Source organism: Bradyrhizobium murdochi (genome assembly GCF_000472965.1).
Classification (GTDB): Bacteria; Pseudomonadota; Alphaproteobacteria; order Rhizobiales; family Xanthobacteraceae; genus Bradyrhizobium; species Bradyrhizobium murdochi.
On record NZ_AXAU01000029.1, the window covers coordinates 1 to 23,097 of the forward strand.

Here is a 23,097-nt window from a genome sequence, read left to right on the forward strand (position 1 = left end):
ATCCATGCTGGCCTCCTTCCAGCCAGCATGTTGAATCAGAACCAAGCTGATTTGGGAATCCTCAATCGATTCAAACTAGACCCATCCCGCTCTAGTCAACGCTGACTGGCCGGCGACGCCGCTCACCTAGTTGCTCAATTCGCACTGGAGCGATGAGAACCAGGGCACGAGCTGAAACCGAGATCAATGGTCGATCATGCCCAAGCGCAACGAGACGTGCGACAGCCTATCGGCAATAGATCCCCGCAGTCTACTCACCTGCATCAGCGGGTAATGCGCAAGCCCCATTTCCTCGGCGAGGCCTCTTCCGATGGTGTCAAGCTCACGCTGCAGGCTCTCGATCAGGTTGCGGCCAAGCTTGACCTTGTCGCCTTGACGGTAGGCAAGCCCCAGGTCTGCCAGCACATCGATCAACCGCTCGAGTGCCGCGCGGACCTCGGCACCAACTAACTTGAATTTCGCGTTTGCCATTTCCTTTTATCCAAACGCTCATGCACGCCCAGGGCGTTTCCCCTTGGTGCCCTGCTGCGAGCAAGCCTATGCCGCTTGCTCCCGGGTAAAACGTCTCCCGGTGCGCCGCCCCACTGACCCTCGAGGTTGCAGCCCAAGCGCGTTCTTCAACCAGCTTCGGGATAAATACGAACGCGTGAGCCGCCGTCGGTTTCCAGCAACTCGGCCCTGTAAGGCACGCCGCGGATGTTGATATGTGTCGGGCGCCCGGCTTGCGGCATGAGGTGCTCCCCCTCTAGTACACGGACAAGGTAAGGCGGAAGCCAGCGTTCGCGGTGCTGCCATCCCCCGCGGATAAGAAACCCAAGATCCGCTATTGGCTGACGCGATGGCCCGGCTTCATTCATCGGCCTCGCGCGAGGATGATGGATGAGACGAACGTCCCTGCGCCCTCCCGGCCCAAGAGTGGCCGAATAATGCTCACCGTTGATCGCGAACTGGCTTGGGCCAAACTGGTTCGGCATGAGATTGATGTTGCTCAGTACATCGATCAGGACGTCCGAGGCCGATTGAGAGCCGTGGCGCCAGCCTTCGCCAACGATAGATCCGATATCCAGTAGCTCCTGAGGGGCCCCTGATGGCCCAACGAACGACGGTGGTGTGACGAGGTCAGGCGCCGGCACAGAGTGAGCGTCGTCACGCAATTCATACGGTGTGGGCGGATTCAAATTAAGCAGCGGCCCAAGACCGCCGTAGACGTCTGACGAGGGACGCCTCGCAGATGATGGTGAAGCGGGTTCTTGCATCTGCTCTCTAAACCAATTCCAAGCGCCCGCGCTCGGGGTGGCTGGCGTTGCCGGAATCTCCTGAAGCGAGCTCAGCTGCGGGCCGCGGTGCGGTGTGAACGAGGATGACGCAGGTTCTTGCATTTGCTCCCTAAACCAGTCCCAAGCTCCCGCGCTTGGAGTGTTTGGCGTTGCCGGAAGCTCCTGAAGCGAGCTCGGCTGCGGATCATGGTGCGGCGTGAATGAGGACGACGCGGGGTCTTGCATCTGATTCCTGAACCAATCCCAAGCTCCCTCGCTCGGAGTAGCTGGCGTTGCGGGAAGCTCCTGCGGCGATCCGGGCTGCCGAGCGCCTTCCCCGGCGAGCGGAGGCTCGCTCTCAGGAGGAGCCAGCCCCAGCGCTCTGTTCGCCTCGAGGACTTGCTCGTAACGCCGAAGCCTGAGCAAATCGGCGTCAATTTTGGAGTCCCCGGTTTGATTCCTATACTCCTTAACATCTTGGGCCAGCCCATCGTCGTTCAGTCGGCCAGCCATGGCGCCTTTTTCCCGCGTTTTCAGCCAATCACCCAGCCTGTAAAGACGGCGCGCCCGTCTATCAACCGTCTCCGGCTCAACCCTGGCTGTCGCCTTTTCTGCCTTGGCCAACATGTCGATGAGGGTCGCGTCTGTGGCATAAGGAGCCAGGCGGCGGATATCGGCGGACAAGGCGTTTCCGGCGCCGACGTCGCGGAGTTTTTTCAAGGCCGCGTTGGTGCGCCTCCTCGTAAGCTTAGGATCCTTCTTGGAATCCCTCGCGTAGGCCTCTACATCGGCATCCAACCCAGCTTCTAACTCCGGGTTGCCAATACGGTCTGCGATTGATGGCCTCCCGTTCTCGCTAAGCCAGGCGCTGAAATTTCGCAGATCGGCTATCGCATTTCGGACAGTGCCGTCGCCCAGTGCTTTGCCGGTGCCGTCGTCCCGGGTGAGCTTGGCTCTGCTTTTGAAGTCCTCAAACAGCTCCTCGTCCTCCTGAGGGACCCCGCGTGTTCGGCCGGGCTGCTTGGCGTAATCTACGCGAAACTTCGTTGAAAAGACCTCTTGCTGAGCCGTGGAGCCCGACGGCTCTTCGCTGCGACTAGTCCCAAACGCCTTTCCGACACCTGACTTGATACGCGACCACAGTCCGCGACTCTTGCTATTCTTCGTCTGAATCGCGGGCTGCTCCTCAGGTGGCAAAGTGTAGCGCGCACTGCTGAACAGATCATCCCGCAAACTGGACTGCGACGGTAATTGAGCCGAATCTCGAAAGTGAGTTCGGGGGATGTCTATGCTGTGGCGCGTGCTGCTGAACGAGTTGTCAATCAGCGGGGAGTGTGGCGGCATCCTCATCGAACCGCCGAGGTCAGTGCGCCGGATTCCTCCACCGCCCTTCTTTGGACTTTCATCAGGTGAACTGGAGGTTGCGGAGCTCTCATCAGGCGAATTGAGTTGCAACTCGCCCATCTGCTGCTCAAAGCTAGCTTGCTCGCTCGTATTGCCCGATTGCTGCCCCGCGCGCGACTGTTGATAGTACGCTCGTGCGAATCCTTCCACATCAAAATCAAACAGGTTAAAATTGTTATTCGTTCGCTCCATGGCACCTCACATCCCACAGCAAAGCTCGTATCTGGCGCACGGTAGGCTGATTGAGTGGAAGCGGTGGAGCCTTCAGCCGAGATTCCGACTGTCGAAGCCTGAAGCCAACCGACAATCAACAATCATTTGTAGCAACCGAGACCGCCGCCACGCCCCTCCGATTTCCGAAATCAAGCAATCGGGTGTTCATTTCCTTTATGACGGATGACGTCGCCGTCTAGATATCGACGTTCTCATGCTAGAAGAGTTACCTGTTGAGAAGCTGACGAGTCTCAGAAGTTTATAATGAGCCAACGGCGACCGCGTTGATTTTCTCCAGAAGCTGCGGCGTACTCGCCACGTGATTTTTGGCCCAAGCCACGCACGAGGCCCTCCCGAAACGAAGCGGGCAAACGGCATCGCCAACCGCTCGGACGTTATGTCTGCGAGCGATACGACCAAACTGAAGAACACTTATAGCGCGGGAATTCTCCACATGCGGAATCCGACTCAAGACGACGGCTGTAGCATCGCCCTTGATTCGAGATCGCGGAACATGACGTAGTTGCGCCAGATCCACTGATGCAACTCGCTGGACGAATCCTTCTCGTTGCGCAGATATCCTGTGAATGAAAAGCTCAGTCGGTCGACGTAGGTCTTTAGAAATACTGGTAGCGCCGAAAAGCGGAGTACACGCGCGCCATCCATGGCTTCAGGTAACTCGCCGCGCAGCATGAATTCATTGTGGACGGTGATTAGCGCTCCTGGCGGAATCCGCCACCTCAGCATCTCATAGCTGCGCGAGGAGATGCGGTCGGTGCCGGCCACGAACAGGACGACGGGGGCAACACGGCAGCGGAGCGCCTCCCTGATGAATCCGATCTCCTCGCACATCTTGAAGAATTCATCAAAGGCATGGAAGCCAAGATCGATTACCTTGGCCACCCGATCGTCCAGGATAAGCCGGTCCATCAGCTGCATCTTGCCGTATGTGTCGATCACATCCGCCGTCTCAGTGATGTTAGGGAGGTAATCGACCAGTGACGGCTCCTTCAGGTTGATGTCGAAGGAGAGCGCAGTGCCATTCTTCAGCAGCAAGAACTCGCTAATGAGGCGAGAGACGAGGGTCTTACCGACCTGCGGGCTAGGCGAGCAGATGATGTAAACGGGCGTAGCTAACATTGGCAGTAATATTAAGCGAACTTCTTACATGGCTCAGCCCGTTCGATCGCCGAACGATCGACTATTTTTCACCACCACGGGTCACTGACTTGGCGCCGGCCAAGTCGGTCAAGTTAATGCGATCATATTCGCGCCAGACATTCGCGAGCCAGTGCCGAACGTAGCCGCGCAACACGAAGGAGTGGTTCGCGGCATCCTCGTTCCGACCTTTATTGGCTACAAAGTTGACGAACGGGACGGAAGCAACTTCGACCTGCTCATAGGCCATCTCGTTGAGCTTGGGGATCGTCAGCTCGGTAGCGTTCTTGATTCGGTGGAAATAGGAGTTGTAGGTCGACTCGTCCCACTGGAAGAATTGAGTGTCGTTGATGAAGTTCTTGACCAGAAAATACTTTGCACCAGTCATGAAACTGGACGTCTCGGCGATCTCGTCCAGGGAAGCGATGGATGATCCCAAGATGTGGAATACGGCAAAGGTGATCTGGCCGGACCGCGCGGCATCCAGAAAACCGATGTCGCGCAAGGATGCCAGCGCCGGGGACAGCAAGCCTGCGCGGGCGTCGATCACCGTGACGGATAGCCCTGAGTTCAGTGTGTCGAAGATCTTCATCTGATCCGCAGTCGTGGTCATGTCGACGATCTCGGTGATCTCGGGGTGGAATCGCTTCAACGTTCCTCGCGGCGACTCAGTATCGAATGCGCGTGTCTGCACGTTATTGGTATTGAAATAGTCCAGAAGCGTTCGGGATACGGTCGTCTTGCCGACCCCACCCTTGTCCGCACCCACCACAATCACAACCGGCTTTGTCATGGAATCCCCCTAAAGCACTCGCTACCGCCGACCGCGACGTGTGCAATCGGCAAATCTCTGCTTTGGATGCGAACATGGCAGAAACAAGGGATAGTGGAATCTTTGACGAGTCACCAACGTGATTGGTGGGGAATTTTTAATGCGAGCCATCAGTGACGTTGGAATACAGACGACTAGTTGCTGTGAACGGTGTTCCACGTCAGGTTTGTAAACTGCGATCGACTCCGTCGAAAAACGTCGACTGCGGCGATGATCACCGCGACCATCATCAGCAGTACATCGCCGTTATATCGATGAGCATCAAACGGCTTGAATCTCACGTAGCGTCAGGTTGTAGGCTTGGAAGAACGATGACCAAGGCTAACCACGCAGGCCTCTATGGCTCATTTGAGAAATCAATTCGAGCGGTATGGCTTGCGGAGTCGACCGTCTCGCTTGCGGATGATGATCGATTATTCAGGTGCAGCTTGTGCCAGGATGGGAGGCGCTTTCGCCGGTTGTTGGAATGACACTGAAAGAGAGCAAAGTCGCGATGTGGCCTGGGGAGTGTCGGATGATTACGATGCTGAATGCTTGGTAATGTAAGCTGCAATTGCGCAGGTCGCATGCTGCCAGCCGCGATCAACTTATCAGAAGCTCGCGAACAGACGCGCTTCCACTGCAAAGGACAATCTTTGTCCGGCCGGGGTTCCGGCCCGGAGAAAGCGGCGCTGCGACGGTGTAGCCGCGCAGAGCACCCCTGGTGCGATCTCGTAATGACGTTGTGTACGTTCTGATGAAACTTAGTGAAGCGCTAAGCGAGATCGGTGAATTCTCGGCTGCAGTGCTGAAGCACGACAAGCAGCTGCGGATGGTGGACCACGCAACCTTTCTGCAAAAGGCCGCCGCGGATTTCCAATTTCGATTTGTGGCATGCTTCGAAGAAGACATTCGCGCTGGGAAATCGTTGGGGTACGCTACGACACGCAACGCGGTGAGCCGGCAGGCCGGAGGTCAGGCAGGTATCCAAGCGTGCGAGTGCATAGCTGCATGTGTGTCGCGGCTTGATAAGGCTCTGATTAAGGAAGTCGGGCTCAGAGCCCTTTCGTTGTTCGCATCATCATTCGGTCGACACTCAAGAGTGGGGGAATGCCGTAGTGCAACGATCAGAATCGCCGAATGTTGTCACGATGAAAGCCGAGCGCTTCAGGAGTTGAACAGCCAAAGTCTAGGACTGCTGGTGAACGGTTTCAGCAAGTGGCCAGAAGAGACGGCCTCTCGCCAAGCCGCGATCGCACTCGCGGGTGAGGTGTTTCGCCGTGCAGACCGCCATGCCCGGCTCTCTGATTTACCCCGCGGGGACTGGCGAACCTGGTGAACGGTTTCATTACATGGCCGGAAGAGGTGGTGTGCCACCGTGCGATGGCGGATATCGCCAGAGAGCTACAAGGCCAGATTTCCAATCACGATTCCCACAAAGAGTCGCAGCAAGGGAGCAGAGATACGCTGGATCAAGCGAACGCCGAGGAGTTCGAGCAGCGCCTGCGAAAGATCAGCAAGAGGTTGCACACCGCCAAGGACATCCGCCACTGGGGAGCCGAAAGGGTATTGCACGTAGCGCAAGCACACCCTGCCGGCTGCGAGCTGCCGAGCCCAGAATGCCCGAGACCACCACGTCGCCTACTGCATGCTGAGATGACAAGCGCCCCGGTCGTGAAGTCGCTATAAGGAACATGATCCTCGAGCAGGCATTCGAGCTCGTCACAGGACCAACGGTCTTCGTTTGACGCACGTGTTGTCGTGTTCGGCCGTGTCCGGTTGAAGACGTCAATTTTCCAGAGCCCGACACTGAGCAGGTAGTAGTCCGTCGGCGAAGCACATCGTTGTCCTATTCGAGCGGCTCGCACCGAAGGTCTTGTGGCACGCCGATTGCTCCGCGCCGGTAAAGAATCCGCTACGACAATGGCGATATCGTAGCACCGGCCCGGGAGTTTAGATGAGACTTGCTCAGTTGATCCAAATCAATGCCATAAATGCTGCATTTTTGAGTGCGGTCACGACAATTGAATCAACGTCCTTCGTGGTGCCGCTGTCATTCGGCCAGCAGCGGCATTGTCCCTCAATCGTGTCTGATCGTCGGCAGAGAGGCACATCCAGGTGGGGCTTCGGTTTCGCGGCGCGCTGGCGAGCCTGCCTTTCAGTCGGCCTTGTCCGGAATAGTCGCGTATGAGGCGCTGCGCGCTACCTTCGCAGGGCGCGGCAAGCCGTTCCAGCAGATCGGGCGGGTCGAGTGAGACGGAGAGCTCCGATCGGCGCGCAAGATTTTTCAACGAAGAGAACGGAGTACATGGTGCCCAGCCAACTGTCACAGCGTGATGCTGCGCCGTGGCCAGAAAATTTGAAGCGGGTTTATGACCGTCGTGCACCGGGAGAAAGCGGATGAAGTTTGGACTGTTTTATGAACACCAGTTGCCGCAGCCTTGGGAGGACGGCAGCGAGCGAAAATTGTTCAGTGATGCGCTGGAGCAGATCGAACTGGCCGATCGGCTCGGATTCAATTACATGTGGGAGGTTGAGCATCATTTCCTCGAGGAATACTCCCACTCATCCGCACCGGAAGTATTTCTGGGGGCCGTCTCCCAGCGTACAAAGACTATTCGCATTGGTCACGGCATTTGCCTCTCCTCCCCGAATTACAACCATCCGGCGCGGGTGGCGGAGCGCCTGGCGACGCTCGATCTGATCTCTGGGGGGCGCGCTGAGTGGGGGACCGGAGAATCCGCATCGCTGATCGAGATGCATGGCTTTGGGATAGAGCCCGAGCAGAAAAATGCCATGTGGCGGGAAGGGGTCGAGCAGACCGCCAATATGATGACGATGCGGCCATATCCCGGGTACGATGGGCAATTCTTCACAATGCCGACCCGTAACATCGTGCCAAAGCCGGTCCAGAAGCCGCACCCACCGATCTGGATGGCGTGTTCCCGGCGCGAAAGTATTTTGCGTGCCGCGCGTCACGGGGTAGGGGCGCTGGTTTTTGGATTTGTGGAGGCGTCGCAAGCGAAAGTTTGGCGTGACGAATATTATCAAATAATCAAGTCCGATGAGTGCGTGCCCATTGGGCATTCGGTAAACGCCAACATCGCCGCTCTCAACGGTATGATGGTTCATGAGAACGCCGAAGAAGCTATGCGCCGAGGACTCGATGGTTTCAAGTTCTTCGGCTATTCGATCGCGCATTATGCGGTATATGGCGAACACCGTCCTGGGCGCACGAATTTGTGGCGGCGCTTCCAATCGATCAAGGACGAGATGAAGGAGACGCCAGGCTCAGGCAGCATCGGACAGCCCAGGAGCGTTCGCGAGCATCTCATGGGGTATGCTGATGTCGGTATCGACCAGATGATCTTTATCCAGCAGTGCGGCACGAATAAGCACGAGCATATTTGTGAGGCACTCGAGCTGTTCGCCAAAGAGGTCATGCCTGCTCTGAAAGAACGGGAAGACGAGCGCGTCCGACGTAAAGAAGAGGAGCTGGCTCCCTACGTAGAGGCGGCACTTGCCCGCAAGCCATCGATGCCCGAGCTGAGCGAGTCGGACATCCCGAATGTCGAGGCGATAGGCATCGTGCTCGAGCGTTGTACAGGTAAGGACTACGCCGCGGCGGGTGGCACGTTCGCGGACCCGACCCGCGGAGGCGCCATTCCGATGGCCTCACGCGAGTCCTTCGCTAAGTCGACCAATGTCGACTGATAGCACCACGATGGGATCTGCCCGAATGCGCGGGTGGGTTAGTGGCCGGCAGCCACTGAGGAAATCGGCCACGCCTCGCTCACAGTCCGAAGAAGCCTGTGTGCTGGCCCGCACCACGCCGTTTTGGTGAGGCATGATTGCCGCGGAACTGCGATCAAGATCAGCACGCGCGAAGCGCGATCACCCGTGGTTCTCACGTTTAGCCGCCGGATAGACTTGGGTCGGATTTCCCGATCGGTAAATTGGATCGTGTCGCAGGCGGTTCTGAGCAGATATTTTCCCGCTCGGGAAAATTTCGCTGTGTGGAACCCCATTTAAGCGTTAGTTTTCCCGATCGGTAAATTCAGGCTTGCTGGAATGCCCTTTCGGGGCTAATATTCCCGCTCGGGAAAATGACATGACCATCACGACCACCTCAGAACTCGGCGAGACGATCCGGAACCGGCGGACCTCCTTAGGTCTTCGGCAGCAGGACCTCGCCTTGGCAGCGAACGTCGGCGTCCGGTTTATCGTCGACATCGAGAATGGCAAGGAGACAAGCCAGGTCGGTCTGGTCCTCCGCCTGCTGCACGCGCTCGGCATCCGGTTGGCGGCGGAAATGAGCCCTGTGCCGGCGGCTCGGTCGGCCAGCGAGGAATCCGAAACCTTCGACCCTGATAACTTCACGCCGTCATGACGAGCAAGCCGAAAGCGGGCGGCGCCGGCGAGACCCTGGAAGTCCGGTGCGGCGACAAGCTCGTCGGGCTGCTGCGCCGGCGCTCGGAGCAAATTCAGGACATCGAGTTCGTCTACGATGAAGCGTGGGTGAAGGATCCTCAGGCGTTCGCCGTCTCGATCCGCATGCCGCTCGCTCAGCGCGTTCACGAGCCGGACGTCGTGTACCGATGGTTTTTGAACCTACTGCCAGAAGGCCGGACGCTGAGGACGGTGGGCACCATCCTCAAGATTCCGGAGGCGAACGTGTTCGCGCTCCTTGAGGAGTTGGGAGAGGATCTTCCGGGCGCACTCGAAGTCTACCGGCCCGCCGACCAGCGACCGAAGCGGACGCCGCGTTATAAGCGGCTCACCGAAGCGGAACTCGCCGCCGCCATTCGGCGCCTTCCGGAGAAGCCGCTTCTCGTCGGCGAGGAGGGCATCCACATGTCTTTGGCCGGCGCGCAGGACAAGCTTCCTGTAGTCCAGTATCCGGACGGCGGCGTCGGCCTCGCGCTCGATGGCGCGCCGACGACGCATATCCTCAAGCCGGCCAACAAGCACTTCAGCAACGCCGTCGAGAACGAGGCCTTCTGTCTTCGCTTGGCGGCCAAGGTCAAGCTGCCCGTCGCCGAATGTACGATCGGAAAGGCGGAGGATCTCGACTACCTGCTGGTGAAGCGCTACGACCGCGAGCCTCACGGGCGAAGCCTCCGCAGAATCCATCAGGAGGATTTCTGCCAGGCCACGGGGCACATCCCGTCGACCAAATACGAATCCAATCCGGCGACCAAGCTGCGTGGACCAACCCTGAAAGACTGCTTTGACGTTCTGCGGAACACGCAGGCAGGCGCCTTCAACGCCGCCCGTTTCGTCGATTTCTTTGTCTTCAACGTTCTCTGCGGAAACGTCGATGCGCATTCGAAGAACTATTCGCTGCTGCTGCAGCCGAGCGGCGGCGTCTCCATGGCGCCGCTCTACGACGTCATGAACGGCGACATCTATCCGGACGTCACGCGAAACCTGGCGATGAAGATCGCCGGCAAGAACCGCGGTCACTACATCTACGCCCGACATTGGGATCGGATGGCGGAGGAAAACCAGCTTTCCGGCGCGCAGGTGAGGCGCCGCGTCGGCGAATTGTCTCAGGCTGTCCTCGATGCACTGCCGTCTGTCGTCGAAGAGTTGAACGCGCTGAAGAAGTCTCCGGTCTACCAGCAAATCTCGGACTACGTCGCCGGCTCTTGCCGCGACATGCTGCGGAATCTGAAAAGCGATGTCGAGGACGAGCCCGAAAAGGACCCTGATCCCGAGGCCACCACGCGTCCCCCAGGATTCTCTTGAACATTTTTGCAGAAATGCGTCGCGGGGGTGAGGTTAAGCTTACTCTTCGACGTTGATTGCACATAGGTCGCGCGCCGCAGGTCAGGAAGGGCTAATGTGCACGCTCATCTCATGCTGAGCGGCGCCTGAGTTTTCAATTATTCGTCTGAAGATATTAGCCGGCAGCACGAGGGGCACGCCACGATCCTGGTCGTAAAGCAATATCTCGAGATCTTCCACACGAGCGGATCGGATTGGGTCGCACGCATTAAGCGTCTGACTGCTCTCGCGCCAGATCTCGACACCTTCAGTCAGCGTTTGGATGTCCGCCAAGCTGAAGAGTAGCCATCATGGACGACGGTCGAACGATTCTGGAGGCGCTAGAACATCCGCAAGCGGAAGAGCCGGAGGAACCCGAGCTGGTCGAAGCCACTTCGAGCACGGCCCCGGTGACCCCGTTGTCGCCGCAACGGCAGGCTCGCCGAACGAAGCGCGCGCCGCGACGTAACCGAGGGCCTAGGAACGCGCCTAAACTTCGATCTTTGGCCCTACGAGGGGCGGTGCGCGTCGATGATCCGCCTGGCGCTGCCGAATCGAGGGCACGTCGTCGCTCCGGAGAGCCTATGGAGGGCGAGCTGCCCGCCGGGCAGTTTCACCGCCACTAGTCCACCTTGGCGCCGGCGAATTTTACAACCTTGTCCCATTTCTCGGTTTCGTCTGCCACCAGCTTGCCGAAATCGCTGGGCGAGCCCGGCAGCAGGATCGCACCGATCTCGGCAAATCGCACCTTTGCCTTGGGGTCGGCGAGGATTTCGTTCACCGCCTTGTTCAGCGTGTTGACGATTTCCGCCGGCGTGCCCTTTGGTGCGGCGAGGCCATACCAGGCGCTGGCCTCGTAGCCCGGCAAGTAGTCGGCGACCAGCGGCAGATCGGGCAACACGTCCGAACGCGTCGTGCTGGTGACCGCGAGCCCGCGCAGCTTGCCGGATTTGACGTGCTCGGCGCAGGTCGGCAGGTTGTCGAACATCACATGCATCTGGCCGGACAGCATATCGGTCAGCGCCGGCGCACCGCCGCGGTATGGCACATGCTGCATGTTGGTGCCGGTCAGCATCTTGAACAGTTCGCCCGACATGTGGATGGTCGAGCCGTTGCCTGATGAGGCCATGTTGAGCTTGCCCGGATTGGCCTTGGCATAGGCGATCAGTTCGGGGATCGACTTGATCGGCAACGACGGATGCACCACCACGACATTGGAAAAGCGGATGATGCCCGCGGTCGGCTCCATCTCGCGCAGGAAATCGAAGGGCAGCTTGTCATAGAGCGTGGCATTGATGACGTTCGCCGGCGCGACCAGCAGCAGCGTATAGCCATCAGGCATGGCGCGCAGCACCTGCCCGGTCGCGATGTTGGTGCCGCCGCCCGGACGGTTTTCAATGACGAAGGATTGTCCGAGCCTTTCCGACAACCACTGCCTCATCAGGCGCGACGTGAGATCAGCCGACCCGCGGGCGTGTAGCCGATCACGAGGCGAACGGGGCGCGAGGGATAGGCCTGCGCGCTGGCGATGCTTGATGCGGCCGGAAGTGCAGACGCAGCGGCCATGAGCTGTAGGAATTGGCGACGGCGATATTGCATCATGCTTCCTCCACTGCGCCGGCGGCTCCTGCGGCCGCTCGGCGTTAGTATCCTAGAGCATGATCGAGAAAAACGGATACCGGTTTTCGCCGGGAGAAGCGCGAAACGTTGCCGCGGTGACGTGGCCTAACAGGCCTCTGACCCGGGACGCTAGGCGTTCACCGCGTGCTCACTGAGGAAAGCCTGATATGCGAGCCTGATGCCATCTTCGAGCTTGGTGCTGGCCCGCCAGCCGAGCTTGGCCAGCCGGCTGACGTCGAGCAGCTTGCGCGGCGTGCCATCCGGGCGCGAGGTGTCAAAACTGATCTCGCCGGTGTAGCCGACGGTTGCCGCCACGACACGGGCGAATTCGGCGATCGTGATGTCCTCGCCGGTGCCGATATTGACCAGCTCGCTATCTGAATAGGTCTTCATCAAATGGATGCAGGCATCCGCGAGGTCGTCGACATAGAGGAATTCGCGCCGCGGCGTGCCGGTGCCCCAGACCGCGACCTCCTTGGCGCCGGATTGCTTCGCCTCATGGAAGCGGCGGATCAGCGCCGCGACGACGTGGCTGTATTCGCGATGATAATTGTCGCCGCGGCCGTAGAGATTGGTCGGCATGACATTGATGAAGTCGGCGCCATACTGGTTGCGATAGGCCTCCACCATCTTGATGCCGGCGATCTTCGCAATCGCATAAGGCTCATTGGTCGGCTCCAGCGGGCCGGTCAGCATGGAGTCCTCGCGCAGTGGCTGCGGCGCCAGCCTGGGATAGATGCAGGACGACCCAAGGAACATCAGCTTCTCGGCGCCATGGACATGCGCCGCGTGGATCACATTCGTCGCGATCGCCAGATTGTCGTACAGGAATTCGGCGCGCAGCGTGTTGTTGGCGGCGATGCCGCCGACCTTGGCGGCGGCCAGAAATACCACCTGCGGACGCGTGGCGGCGAACCAGTGGTCGACGGCGGCCTGATCGCGCAGATCGACCTCGTTGCGGGTCGTTGTCAGCAGTTCGACGTCTTCCCGCGCTAGCCGGCGCACCAGCGCGGAACCGACCATGCCGCGATGGCCGGCGACGTAGACCGTCTTGCCTTTCAGCTCAAACGGTATGCTTGCCACCCGCCGCCTCCCGCCGCGCGTCTTCGAGGTCGCTCGCGACCATCTCCTTGACCATCTGGGCAAAGGAGGTCTTGGGCTTCCAGCCCAACTTCTCCCGCACCTTGCTGGCATCGCCGATCAGAAGGTCGACTTCCGTGGGCCGGAAATACTCCGGATCGATCCTGATCACGGTCTTGCCGGACTTCTTGTCGACGCCGGTTTCATCGACGCCCTTGCCGCGCCATTCGATGCTGCGGCCGATTTCGGCAAAGGCGACTTCGATCAGTTCGCGCACCGAGCGCGTCTCGCCGGTGGCGAGCACGAAATCGTCGGGCTTGTCGGCCTGCAGGATCATGTGCATGCCCTCAACATAATCCCGCGCATGGCCCCAGTCGCGCTTGGCCTCGAGATTGCCGAGATAGAGCGCCTCGTCGAGGCCGACCTCGATGCGGGCGACGCCGCGGGTGATCTTGCGGGTGACAAACGTCTCGCCGCGGATCGGGCTCTCATGGTTGAACAGGATGCCGTTCGAGGCAAACATGCCATAGGCCTCGCGGTAGTTCACCGTGATCCAGTAGCCGTAGAGCTTGGCGACGCCGTAGGGCGAGCGCGGGTAGAACGGCGTGGTCTCCTTTTGCGGCACCTCCTGCACCAAGCCATAGAGTTCCGAAGTCGAAGCCTGATAGAACCGCGTCTCCTTCTCCATGCCAAGGATCCGGATCGCTTCGAGCAGCCGCAGCACGCCGATCGCGTCGGCGTTGGCGGTATATTCCGGGCTTTCGAAGCTGACGCCGACATGGCTCTGGGCGGCGAGGTTATAGATCTCGGTCGGCCTGATCTGCTGCATCAGCCGGACCAGGTTGGTCGAGTCGGTCATGTCGCCGTAGTGCAGCAGGAACGGCACGTTGTTGGAATGCGGGTCCTGGTAGAGGTGATCGATCCGCGCGGTGTTGAACGAGGACGACCGCCGCTTGACGCCGTGGACGGTATAGCCGAGCCCGAGCAGATATTCGGCAAGATACGCGCCGTCCTGCCCAGTAACGCCGGTGATCAGCGCCACGCGCCGCTTTGACTCCAAAGCCGTCATTCTCTCTCTCCGGTTACGCGCAAGGGAGGGCCGTCATTTGCGAAGTCTAACTGAAAGTTTGATTCAAATCAGGCGGGTAGGTCGCAGAGTCAGCATCGACCGGGCAATGAATGCTGGAGCCCACCTTTTGCCTTGTGCTGTGATCCGATTGTGACGAGCTACTTTGATTTCGGCAGCAATGACATGGTACAACGCGCGTGTTGAAGAGCCCGCGATACGCCGGCGACGCATTCTAAAAAGGCACGAGTTGATCGAGGGGCGCACATAATCCATCCGCTTATCGTCACGCCGGCACATGCACTATATATACATTGATATACATTGCGCAGGAGGGGCGTGCGTGTAATCGAGAATTCAAGAACAACGTTCAAGGGCCCCTGTACGTGGGCATCTGCCGAGCGCTCCAAAAGTTCTCGACAGGACTGCTGGGCTTCGGCAGGCCTTCTCTAAGAGACCGCATATTCCCATGGAACCGACATCTTGCTTAACAGTACATCAGCAGATTGTTTCTTTTCTTCAAAAGCCGGATCCCGTTATCTTGGACATCGGCTGCAACGACGGAACAGATACGCGAAAGTTTCTCGAGCTTTGCCCGCAGGCTCAGCTCTATTGCTTTGAGCCAGATCCCCGAGCGGCTGCTCGCTTCAAGAAAAACATGGATCGATATCTCGACAATGTGAAGTTATTTGAGATCGCGGTCAGTGACCGAAATGGCAGGATCGATTTCCATCCAAGCAATGGAAATGGAGATGCCAAGGACTGGGATCTCTCTGGCTCAATACGCCGACCCAAGAATCACCTCCTGGAATATGACTGGGTTCGGTTTGATCATCCCATCTCAGTTGAAACTCGACGGTTGGATGACTGGTGTAATGAGGCGAACTTAAAACGCATCGATTTCATTTGGATGGACGTGCAGGGAGCCGAGTCCGATGTGATCGCTGGCGGCAGACATAGCTTGAGCAACACGCGCTTTATCTATACGGAATACAGCGACCAGGAGCTCTATGAAGGGCAGCAGTCCCTGCAAGCCATTCTTGACTTGTTACCATCGTTCGAAGTCGTGAAGCAGTATCCCCATGGAGTCGAGGGCGATGTCTTGCTTAGGAACACGAGCCTGTAGAAGGAGCTGTGAGTGCGTGTACAAGGCCTCCGAAGAGATAGTCGGCCTCGGCCAATATGGGCGGACGCTGACCGTACTTACCTGCAGCTCGGTCGGCGAGCAGGGTCACGACGAAGAGGATGAACAGACCTGATAGTGAATCCCTCCATCGCACTTATTTCCTGAGATGATTTCTTAGAACCATGTTTGAAACGCTAGCGCAAACTAGGTTGACTGGCACGAGGCATGAACATCAATGCCAGGTAAGAGTGGCTAACCGAATTTCGTGTTGAGGTCTCCGTCCCTCTGGAAAATGGCTATCGTTGTGCGCAGATCGGCGGTTTGGCAGCGGCCACGGCTTCATTTTTTGTTCCTAGGTGATACGGCCATGCCGAGGAACACCATCTTCGCTGATTGAGCCGTACGATATCCCGTCGCCGGGACGACCAACACGCCTGCCGATCTTGACGTTGCGAACGGTTGTGATTTGTCTACCATCAGTCTGATGTCGCGACCAGCCGTTGCACCCATTCGGCTCGATGATGAGCCGGAACACGGACGCGGCTTGCCTGCATAATTCTTGCCGCAAGCGACGGTCCAGATCTCGCCGCGTCTCGTCCGTCCAGGTCGGACACGTCGTCGATGAAAGCCTGCTCCTTGCGGGCTTGGCTGCTGGCTCAACAGCAAGTGACTGACGATGGGCCTGCTTGCGGAAGAATGGAGACCGCACATCGGGTACCACAATCCCGAAAGGCCGCAAGCCCAACAAAAACAGCTTGAATCTCACGTTGCGTCAGGTTGTAGGCTTTTGTTGACCAAAGCCCATCATTAGCAACTCAAATTTGAGTGCCACGCAACGTTAGCATTGATAGATTCCTGTGTTCGCGAGCATCCTCGTGACGCTTTCAGTCAGTGTGGGTTTTGAGAGGCTGAGTGACTTCGCGTGATAGCAGTTCGAAACTGATCGGAGTCAAGGATCGAAATCTACAAATCCAAGAGGGCTCGTAAGAGGGCTCGTAGTGGTGCGACGTGGAAGGTAAATCAGTCCGTGCAAGCGGTTGGGGCGGCCGGCCTCCCCGTAAGACAGAGTCCCCCATGTGGGTGAGGCGTGCGCCGCACTGGCTGAGCCGCGTGGCACGTTACGGTCTTCTTAGGCGCGCACGCGTAGCCGATCTTTGTAGCACGTGGCGAGAGCGTGCCGAATTCTTAGGAAGCGCGGTACCACTGCGAAGGAGCTGTCCTCTGTGATGTCTTGCGCTATCTTCTCGTTTCGCGGGGAACGTTGGGAAATCTCAGTCCGCTGCTCACCGCGGCCCGGCTGTTGCGCCGGCGTGGTCACCATGTTCGTGTAATTGCGGACCCCGGGGTGCCTGCAGAATTCGACGCCGCCGTTTTGTCGCGGCGAAGCGCCCAATCGGTGAGGCTGCGAATCTGGCAAATGTCTCGAACCTTCGACATCGTATGCGCAAGGTCGTCTTTGAGCCTTGCTCTGCTTACCGCAGCCCCAGAAGTAGATCCTGGAGGTCGACGGAAGCTGTCTCGCGCCAAGTTTCGTAAGCCCGCATGATGTGACCCTCGTGGCAACACAGGCGCGGAAGCGGAGCGGCTTTGGCCGGACCTTCGACGGCGACCACAACGTCGATAACAGGCGAGCCGACATTCAGAAGGAAGCATTTCTTGACTCAGGCCGAAAAAGACGTGGTCGAGCACATGCTCGCATCATTAGCGATGAGCTCGCTGCAAAGTGGCATTGCACCCACCAACGAACAGGTTGCGCACCATTTTGAGCTAGCATGCGAGAGGGTTGGAATTGTCGTCACACTTGAATCTGCGACCCGGATCTTCAATTGCCTCGCACGTGAGATCCACAAGGCGCAGTCGGTGCTCGAGTTCATCGGTCGCGGCACGGATCAAATGCAGTGAGCGAACGGAATGGAGCTCGTTGCACGTGCGCGCAGCACAAAGTCGCCCTCGTGGGTTCGACATCATAATGGAGGGTCGGCCCCACACGTTGGATTACACATAGACTACATAATTCTGCTCGAGGTCCACAAGCAGAGTACCAAGCCGCCCCCGATCTCTGCCTCACCGTTTGTTCAAAGCCGTACCCGTCCACTCTGAGCATTCTGCGACAGCCCCGACAATGGTGATGCAATTCGGCCAGCCAGGTGTGGCGCGAGGGCTGTCGATCTCGAAAGCGGGTCGCGTCAGCGCAGAGCTCGTCCGATGCACGCTCGATCGGTCCGATCCTGCCGTGGAAATATCGAGCGTCGCAGAGCATGACCTCGTCTCTGACGCTGCGGGCCTTGAGTGGCCTGCGGTCTCAGGTTAGCTATCGTAAAGCAAGTGCAGATTTGCAGCTTCACACTTTTCCAGAACAAAGGTTCGCCCAATCTATGAAAACGCTCACGACGTTGGGGGCTGCTATCGGCGCAGCTTTGGCACACGACATCAGCTTTTCTGGCGGATCAATATATGACCCGTTTCCCCTCCCATTTCCGGCTGAGGACGACATGTTGGGGAACGTCTCGCTTCGTCGTCGGCGTGAGTTCGCCTGGGGACGGCATCACGCTCATGAGGCCCTGCGTAAATTGGGTTTCGCTCCTGTTCCGATTTTGTCGAGAGTGGATCGGGCTCCTCTTTGGCCTTCGGGAGTCGTCGGGAGCATTTCACACTCTTCATCTGATTGCGGAGCTGTTGTCGGAATTTCCAAGAATGTGCTCGCTCTGGGATTGGACATTGAAGATCAAGAACCGCTCGAAGCGGACCTTTTGCCGTTCGTATGCACCTGCGAGGAAATCGAGCGCAAGGAGTGGTCCAGCAGTCGCTTCGGCCCGAAATTGTTGTTCGCAATAAAGGAAGCCGTATACAAATCATATGCGCCGGCAACTGGTGAATTCTTGGATTTTCAAGATGTCAGTGTCAGAACGAATGACCAGTGCGGGGTCTTCGAGGCCGAGATTGTCAACCCAGAAAAGCCTACTAGTTTTGGCAGTCGAACCATAAAAGGAATCTATCGCCCATTTGTCGGAGGAATTCTAGCACTAGCCGTGCGATTTCGAGGCGCGTGATGCATCTCGTCTGCTAAATGCTGGAAGGCCACAGGAGACCTCATCGAGTGTGCCTTGCAATTGAAAAATCTTCTGTTCTAGGAAGCAAGTGAGGCCGGGCGTTGATTCCGATAAGTGAGTCCGTAGCGCCCGGTTCCCCTGATCGACTAGACAAGGTCCTCCAACTAGCCCTTTCTGGTCGAATGCGACCTGAGATGCCGGTCAATCATGTGGGTTCTCAATCAGGAAACCAAGTATCGCCTGGCCATAACTGGCTGCCGTTATCCGGGTTTCGCGCGATGATGCCCACGGTCGCAATAGCGATTGCCATTAGGGCCAACATCGAACTCCTATGTAACTGCGGGATGCGCAACATCGGTCTCGTGAGAGCGAGGCAGGCGAGCTTCAAGCAACAGCCAGGCCAGAGATGATCAACTGGTGGGTGACGGTTTGCCGAGTCGCGGTTCGCGTTGGCCTGCGCACGCTTCCGTCCTGAAGCAAACGCGGCGATCGATTAGAGGAGGGGTGCTGCCATTCGGCGTGCCCGGCTCGAGAGCGGGCTTACGCTTGGCGATGGTGCATCGGCAGCATGTACTTCAATCCGGATGCTCAGTCGGTTCGAAACGCGGCAATCGGCCGTCAGCATTGCGCTGCTTGAAGCTATTTGCGCGAGATTAGGTAAAGACCTCGACTTTTTTCCGTGAAGTTGAACGACGGGAGAGGCTCAACTCATTTAGGCTCTGATCAAGAGAAGGTCGTCCGCTCAGGTGCCAGGTACGCCACACCTGTCGCTTGCTGTCGCACCGAAAAGGAGCACGGAAGCTTTTCGAACCCTTCCTCATCAACATACAAGCAGAGCCATAGTCATCCGCGGTTTCTGTCCGCGTTACGCGACGAAAAGCGCGCAAACGCGTCGATCCGCGGCGTAAACGCCTGCATCAGCGTGTTGTCAGTTCTCGGATGGTGCTTCAATGGGAACAGCACAGCCCGCCTTTACGCGATCCAATACGACCATCGTCTTGAAGCTCTTGATGTCCGGGATCACATAAAAGAACCGCCGAGTGAACTCCTCATAATCTTCCATGGTGGGCGCGGTAACGTATAGGATAAAATCCGCGTCGCCGGTGACGTAGAAGCCGTTGACGACCTCAACGGACGATCTGATGGCTTTCTTGAATCTATCGATTATATCTGAACGCGCTCGCTCCATGGTCACCAGCACCAGCATTTGAATAGGTCTGCCCACCGCTTTCGGCGAAACGATTGAAACATCGGCCTCGATAATGCCCTCCGAACGGAGCCTCTTCAGTCGTCGTTGACAGGCGGTAGCAGAAAGCCCTGCTCGTGCGCCGATCACCTCGGAAGTTAGGCGGTTGTTCTTTTGCACAATCTCGAGGATGCGGGCGTCTATCCGATCGTATTGCATAATCGGCTCCCCGGCCTTGAGGTGAATTTCATCCCGAAAACCGTCCAAATACTTCAAACGCATGCGATGATTTCAACAAATAACCGCGTGGGCGATCGCACCGGCTTGGCCGCTGGTAGTGAGTCTGCTCCGCCAGGAGCCGATCATCCTGCCGGATGAAGAGCAGCCAGTGAACGTTAACGTCGACGTGTGAATGGTATGAGGCGTTCGTGCGATCACCTGCTGCTCCCCACCTTTGCCAAAGATCGTTCGTTCTAGAGGAGGGCCTATGCTCAAATTTCAAAGCTGGCTCTGCTTTCTCTTGCGAGGCTTTTGGGTTCCGGAGATTCCGGCCCCTCGGCTCTGACTTGCTGACGGATTTGCTCCAAGCTGGCGGCCGATCTCGGCCTTCCGCTGGCAATGCGATTGCGCCAAAGACCGCGTACAATGTTCACACGATTCTGAAAAACGTTGCTCCACGATGCGGGCATTCTCCTCGCCTATCCATCGTCGTCGCCGCCGGCGCTCCGGGGCCATCACCTCGATGCAATGATAGGAATCAGCGTCCTGCCTGGTATCATGCATCGCATTTGCCGCCATTTCACTTCCATTGATCAACTCAATGGGCTGGATCGCAGGGGAGCCGAAGGATATGGAGGATAGGTGCTCATGCTGGTTAGGTTTAATTAGGTGTTGAGCGGCACAGGCACTGAAGTTGACCTGAGCCTCAACGTGAAAGGAAATGTGGTCGCTAAGAGCTGATCGAAAGCAGAACACTGTTCAACCAGGCGTTGCTCGATGATTTTTCGCTGCTCATCAGGCAACTCGTTTGCAGCAACCTACGACAACGCCAAATGTCGTTCCGCACTGATTTCATCTCACTTAAGCTATCATCAATCGAACTACTCATAGATGTGGCACAGTGTGGAACTAACCCTTGAAAACTTGTCAACAGCGTCATCCTTTGGCGAAGCCGCGCACCGTAGCGTCATCACGAATTTTCAGGTGTGTTTGGGGGTGACCGGAAGATCAGGCCGACAGTGGCATCCATGTCACCGAGGTAGCATCGTAGATGCAAGCCTCGCGCGCTATCTCGGGGCCACCACAGATCATAGGCTCTCAATCGAGCCAAAATGGAAGCTTTGCGATGTTCGCCTCTAGCCGGGCATTCCGTATATAGCCTCCCTACATTGTCTTCACCGTTTCATCATGCGTCTTCGCCGCTTCCAGAGCTCGCGCGGGATGCGCCGCGCGCGATCCATCTCGCGGATCTTCGGTTCCTGAAGCTGACGATCGAAGAAACTGCGCACGCTGTCGCGCAGCGCGTCGTGCTCGGGGATGCGTTCGAAATTGACCACTGACCCCGAACGGCCGATGCCGAGATAAACGTTGCGGCTGGCTGCGAGCTCGGAGGTGGGACCGGCCGCCGTGACCGACCCTGCTCCATGACGCAGACATAAGGCGCCATCCGAAGAAGTTCCTGTCTCGTCAATGCCATGGCGCTTCCCTCCCCCCCGACGCGCCGAATTCCCTTGACGCCTCGTTCCGATTTTGGACGAGGTTAAGCGAACCGCCCCCGGCGAGGCCAATACCAATCGCGGAGGGATCAATATCAGATTGGAATTGATGTGCATGCTTGCCTGAAGCATGCCGTAATCCTTGGTCTATCTGAGGAACGCGGCACACGGTTTTTGCTGCACGGCTGGCAGGGCACAAATGCGACGTCATAATAAGTGCTGCTTGCAGCAGGGATTCTATTCAGGTTTTGGTTTCGCCTCGGATGGCGAGCCTTCCGATGACGTTGGTATTCGGCATGTTCAGATGCGCTTGACGACGCGAAAAGAAGGAGGGAGCCTGCCGTGCGTGAGGCGATTGATGTTGGGTCATTATGGACAGCGGCTTCTGAATCACGATCTTATGAAAGCGATAGCCTCGAACGTTACGTGGTACAGGATGGTGAGCTGGGGCTGACTTTAGCGGAAGCAAAACGAAATCACGGCTTATAGAGCCAGCGATAGACCGCCTGCTGAAAGTTCGTCCTGAGGTTGATCGAGAGGGCCGCTATAGAGTCGTCCGTGAACAAGCTTCCAAGCGATTGAGCGGGAGTCGGTTTTTCGGATACAGTGCAATTGAGATTGCAAGGATTTGGGGCTTGAGGGCCCCGAACCTTGCAATTTTGCTTTTCGATTGAACGAAGCCGCTGGCGCGGCATTTGAGGAGAGGTGGTAACGGCCGCCTCCTGTCTGAGAGGATCGAGGGTTTTCAGAGCCCAACCCTTCAGACAGGAGGTTTTCCGATGGCCCAGGTGAGCCCTCTCCGCCGACGCATGATCGAGGACATGACGGTCGGCAATTTGTCGCCGGCGACGCAACGATCATATCTCAACGCGGTATCGAAGTTCAGCCGGTATTTTGGCCGATCGCCTGACCATTTGGGCTTGGAGGACGTTCACGCGTTCCAGGTTCATCTGGTGGCGACGGGGATATCGTGGCCTGCACTCAACCAGATCGTCTGTGCGTTTGCGATTCTTCTACGGGGTGACGCTCGGCCACAGCACGATCCCGGAACGCATTGCTTACGCGCGGGAGCCACGCAAGCTGCCGGTAGTGCTGAGTGCCGACGAGGTGGTGAGCTTTCTGGAGGCGATCCCGAGCCTAAAGAGCCGCATAGCGTTGACGACAGTCTATGCCACCGGATTACGCGTGTCGGAGGTGGTTTTCCTCAAGGTCGCGGATATCGACAGCCAGCGGATGGTGATCCGGGTCGAACAAGGCAAAGGCGGCAGAGACCGTTACGTCATGCTCTCGCCGCAGCTTCTGAAGATTCTAAGGGCCTATTGGCGGCTAACCCAACCGACACGCTGGCTATTTCCCGGCCGCGACAGTGAGCGGCCGCTTGATGCGACCGTGCTGCACGCGGCGTGCCGCTCGGCCCACATCGCAGCCGGTCTGAACAAGCGCGTGACGGTGCACACACTACGGCACAGTTTTGCGACCCATCTTCTGGAGAACGGCGCCGACATTCGTGTCATCCAGGTGCTGCTCGGCCATGCCAGCCTGCAAAGCACGGCACGCTACGCCCAGGTTGCCACCAAAACGATCAGCCAGACCCCGAGTCCGCTTGACCGGCTGCGATTAGAGATCGTTCCGCCCGGCTGATC

18 protein-coding genes and 2 pseudogenes are annotated in these 23,097 nt (G+C 57.9%); 10 read left to right on the top strand and 10 right to left on the bottom strand.

Annotated features, from left to right (window positions below; all coding sequences use genetic code 11):
* Nucleotides 1-183: 183 nt before the first annotated feature.
* From YUO_RS0133450 to YUO_RS0133465, 4 genes are all read right to left on the bottom strand, one after another.
* The gene (locus YUO_RS0133450) at nucleotides 184-471 is read right to left on the bottom strand and encodes a DUF3363 domain-containing protein (RefSeq protein WP_028351141.1); all 288 of its coding nucleotides are present in this window, start codon (nucleotides 469-471) and stop codon (nucleotides 184-186) included.
* Between the two features lie 146 nt (nucleotides 472-617).
* Nucleotides 618-2,852: a hypothetical protein gene (locus YUO_RS47365; RefSeq protein WP_235782916.1), complete on the bottom strand. Its 2,235-nt coding sequence runs from the start codon at nucleotides 2,850-2,852 to the stop codon at nucleotides 618-620.
* A 489-nt stretch (nucleotides 2,853-3,341) separates the two neighbouring features.
* Nucleotides 3,342-4,013 carry a hypothetical protein gene (locus YUO_RS0133460; protein ID WP_028351143.1) on the bottom strand — a complete coding sequence of 224 codons (672 nt, stop codon included), beginning with the start codon at nucleotides 4,011-4,013 and terminating at the stop codon, nucleotides 3,342-3,344.
* A gap of 61 nt (nucleotides 4,014-4,074) precedes the next feature.
* Nucleotides 4,075-4,824 carry a P-loop NTPase family protein gene (locus YUO_RS0133465; RefSeq protein ID WP_028351144.1) on the bottom strand — a complete coding sequence of 250 codons (750 nt, stop codon included), beginning with the start codon at nucleotides 4,822-4,824 and terminating at the stop codon, nucleotides 4,075-4,077.
* Nucleotides 4,825-5,599: 775 nt separating this feature from the next.
* On the opposite strand from YUO_RS0133465, the gene YUO_RS0133470 reads away from it, so the two are divergent.
* The 5 genes from YUO_RS0133470 (at nucleotide 5,600) to YUO_RS0133490 (ending at nucleotide 10,593) form a co-directional block, all read left to right on the top strand.
* A complete protein-coding gene (locus YUO_RS0133470; RefSeq protein WP_028351145.1) occupies nucleotides 5,600-6,181 on the top strand; it encodes a hypothetical protein in 582 nt (193 codons plus the stop codon).
* On the top strand, nucleotides 6,178-6,531 hold the full coding sequence (locus tag YUO_RS0133475) for a hypothetical protein (protein WP_028351146.1): 354 nt from the start codon (nucleotides 6,178-6,180) through the stop codon (nucleotides 6,529-6,531). Before YUO_RS0133470 ends, YUO_RS0133475 begins: the two co-directional genes overlap by 4 nt.
* 711 nt (nucleotides 6,532-7,242) lie before the next feature.
* Nucleotides 7,243-8,556, top strand: coding sequence for an LLM class flavin-dependent oxidoreductase (locus YUO_RS42530; RefSeq protein WP_063830339.1), 1,314 nt, complete (start codon nucleotides 7,243-7,245; stop codon nucleotides 8,554-8,556).
* A gap of 397 nt (nucleotides 8,557-8,953) precedes the next feature.
* The gene (locus YUO_RS42535) at nucleotides 8,954-9,232 is read left to right on the top strand and encodes a helix-turn-helix transcriptional regulator (RefSeq protein ID WP_035728200.1); all 279 of its coding nucleotides are present in this window, start codon (nucleotides 8,954-8,956) and stop codon (nucleotides 9,230-9,232) included.
* Entirely contained in the window at nucleotides 9,229-10,593 is a 1,365-nt protein-coding gene (locus YUO_RS0133490; RefSeq protein ID WP_028351147.1) for a type II toxin-antitoxin system HipA family toxin, read from the top strand. The genes YUO_RS42535 and YUO_RS0133490 overlap by 4 nt, the downstream gene beginning before the upstream one ends.
* Before the next feature lie 640 nt (nucleotides 10,594-11,233).
* On the opposite strand, the pseudogene YUO_RS42540 reads toward YUO_RS0133490, so the two are convergent.
* The 3 genes and pseudogenes from YUO_RS42540 to gmd form a co-directional block, all read right to left on the bottom strand.
* Nucleotides 11,234-12,213, bottom strand: a pseudogene (locus YUO_RS42540) (tripartite tricarboxylate transporter substrate binding protein).
* A 147-nt stretch (nucleotides 12,214-12,360) separates the two neighbouring features.
* The gene (gene fcl, locus YUO_RS0133505; protein ID WP_028351149.1) at nucleotides 12,361-13,314 is read right to left on the bottom strand and encodes a GDP-L-fucose synthase; all 954 of its coding nucleotides are present in this window, start codon (nucleotides 13,312-13,314) and stop codon (nucleotides 12,361-12,363) included.
* Nucleotides 13,295-14,380 carry a GDP-mannose 4,6-dehydratase gene (gene gmd, locus YUO_RS0133510; RefSeq protein ID WP_028351150.1) on the bottom strand — a complete coding sequence of 362 codons (1,086 nt, stop codon included), beginning with the start codon at nucleotides 14,378-14,380 and terminating at the stop codon, nucleotides 13,295-13,297. Before gmd ends, fcl begins: the two co-directional genes overlap by 20 nt.
* 466 nt (nucleotides 14,381-14,846) lie before the next feature.
* Here gmd and YUO_RS0133515 point away from each other — a divergent pair, with 466 nt between their 5' ends.
* Nucleotides 14,847-15,503, top strand: coding sequence for an FkbM family methyltransferase (locus YUO_RS0133515; RefSeq protein ID WP_028351151.1), 657 nt, complete (start codon nucleotides 14,847-14,849; stop codon nucleotides 15,501-15,503).
* 352 nt (nucleotides 15,504-15,855) lie between these two features.
* On the opposite strand, the gene YUO_RS48160 is transcribed toward YUO_RS0133515, so the two are convergent.
* The gene (locus YUO_RS48160) at nucleotides 15,856-16,269 is read right to left on the bottom strand and encodes an antitoxin MazE-like protein (protein WP_083754820.1); all 414 of its coding nucleotides are present in this window, start codon (nucleotides 16,267-16,269) and stop codon (nucleotides 15,856-15,858) included.
* Between the two features lie 890 nt (nucleotides 16,270-17,159).
* On the opposite strand from YUO_RS48160, the gene YUO_RS0133520 reads away from it, so the two are divergent.
* The 3 genes from YUO_RS0133520 to YUO_RS49115 all read left to right on the top strand — a co-directional run bounded on the left by YUO_RS0133520 (nucleotide 17,160) and on the right by YUO_RS49115 (nucleotide 19,236).
* A complete protein-coding gene (locus YUO_RS0133520) occupies nucleotides 17,160-17,405 on the top strand; it encodes a hypothetical protein (RefSeq protein ID WP_028351152.1) in 246 nt (81 codons plus the stop codon).
* Nucleotides 17,406-17,761: 356 nt separating this feature from the next.
* Nucleotides 17,762-18,553: a 4'-phosphopantetheinyl transferase family protein gene (locus tag YUO_RS45415; protein ID WP_083754821.1), complete on the top strand. Its 792-nt coding sequence runs from the start codon at nucleotides 17,762-17,764 to the stop codon at nucleotides 18,551-18,553.
* Between the two features lie 512 nt (nucleotides 18,554-19,065).
* Nucleotides 19,066-19,236, top strand: coding sequence for a helix-turn-helix domain-containing protein (locus YUO_RS49115; RefSeq protein ID WP_083754822.1), 171 nt, complete (start codon nucleotides 19,066-19,068; stop codon nucleotides 19,234-19,236).
* Nucleotides 19,237-19,481: 245 nt separating this feature from the next.
* On the opposite strand, the gene YUO_RS0133535 is transcribed toward YUO_RS49115, so the two are convergent.
* Together YUO_RS0133535 and YUO_RS45425 are read right to left on the bottom strand one after the other, a co-directional pair.
* Nucleotides 19,482-19,958, bottom strand: a complete 477-nt coding sequence (locus tag YUO_RS0133535) for an Lrp/AsnC family transcriptional regulator (protein ID WP_028351153.1) — start codon at nucleotides 19,956-19,958, stop codon at nucleotides 19,482-19,484.
* Nucleotides 19,959-21,133: 1,175 nt separating this feature from the next.
* The gene (locus YUO_RS45425; RefSeq protein ID WP_083754823.1) at nucleotides 21,134-21,586 is read right to left on the bottom strand and encodes an acyl-CoA dehydrogenase family protein; all 453 of its coding nucleotides are present in this window, start codon (nucleotides 21,584-21,586) and stop codon (nucleotides 21,134-21,136) included.
* Between the two features lie 647 nt (nucleotides 21,587-22,233).
* Between YUO_RS45425 and YUO_RS42555 the strand changes: the two are divergent.
* Nucleotides 22,234-23,095 (top strand): annotated as a pseudogene (locus tag YUO_RS42555) (site-specific integrase).
* Nucleotides 23,096-23,097 lie beyond the last annotated feature (2 nt).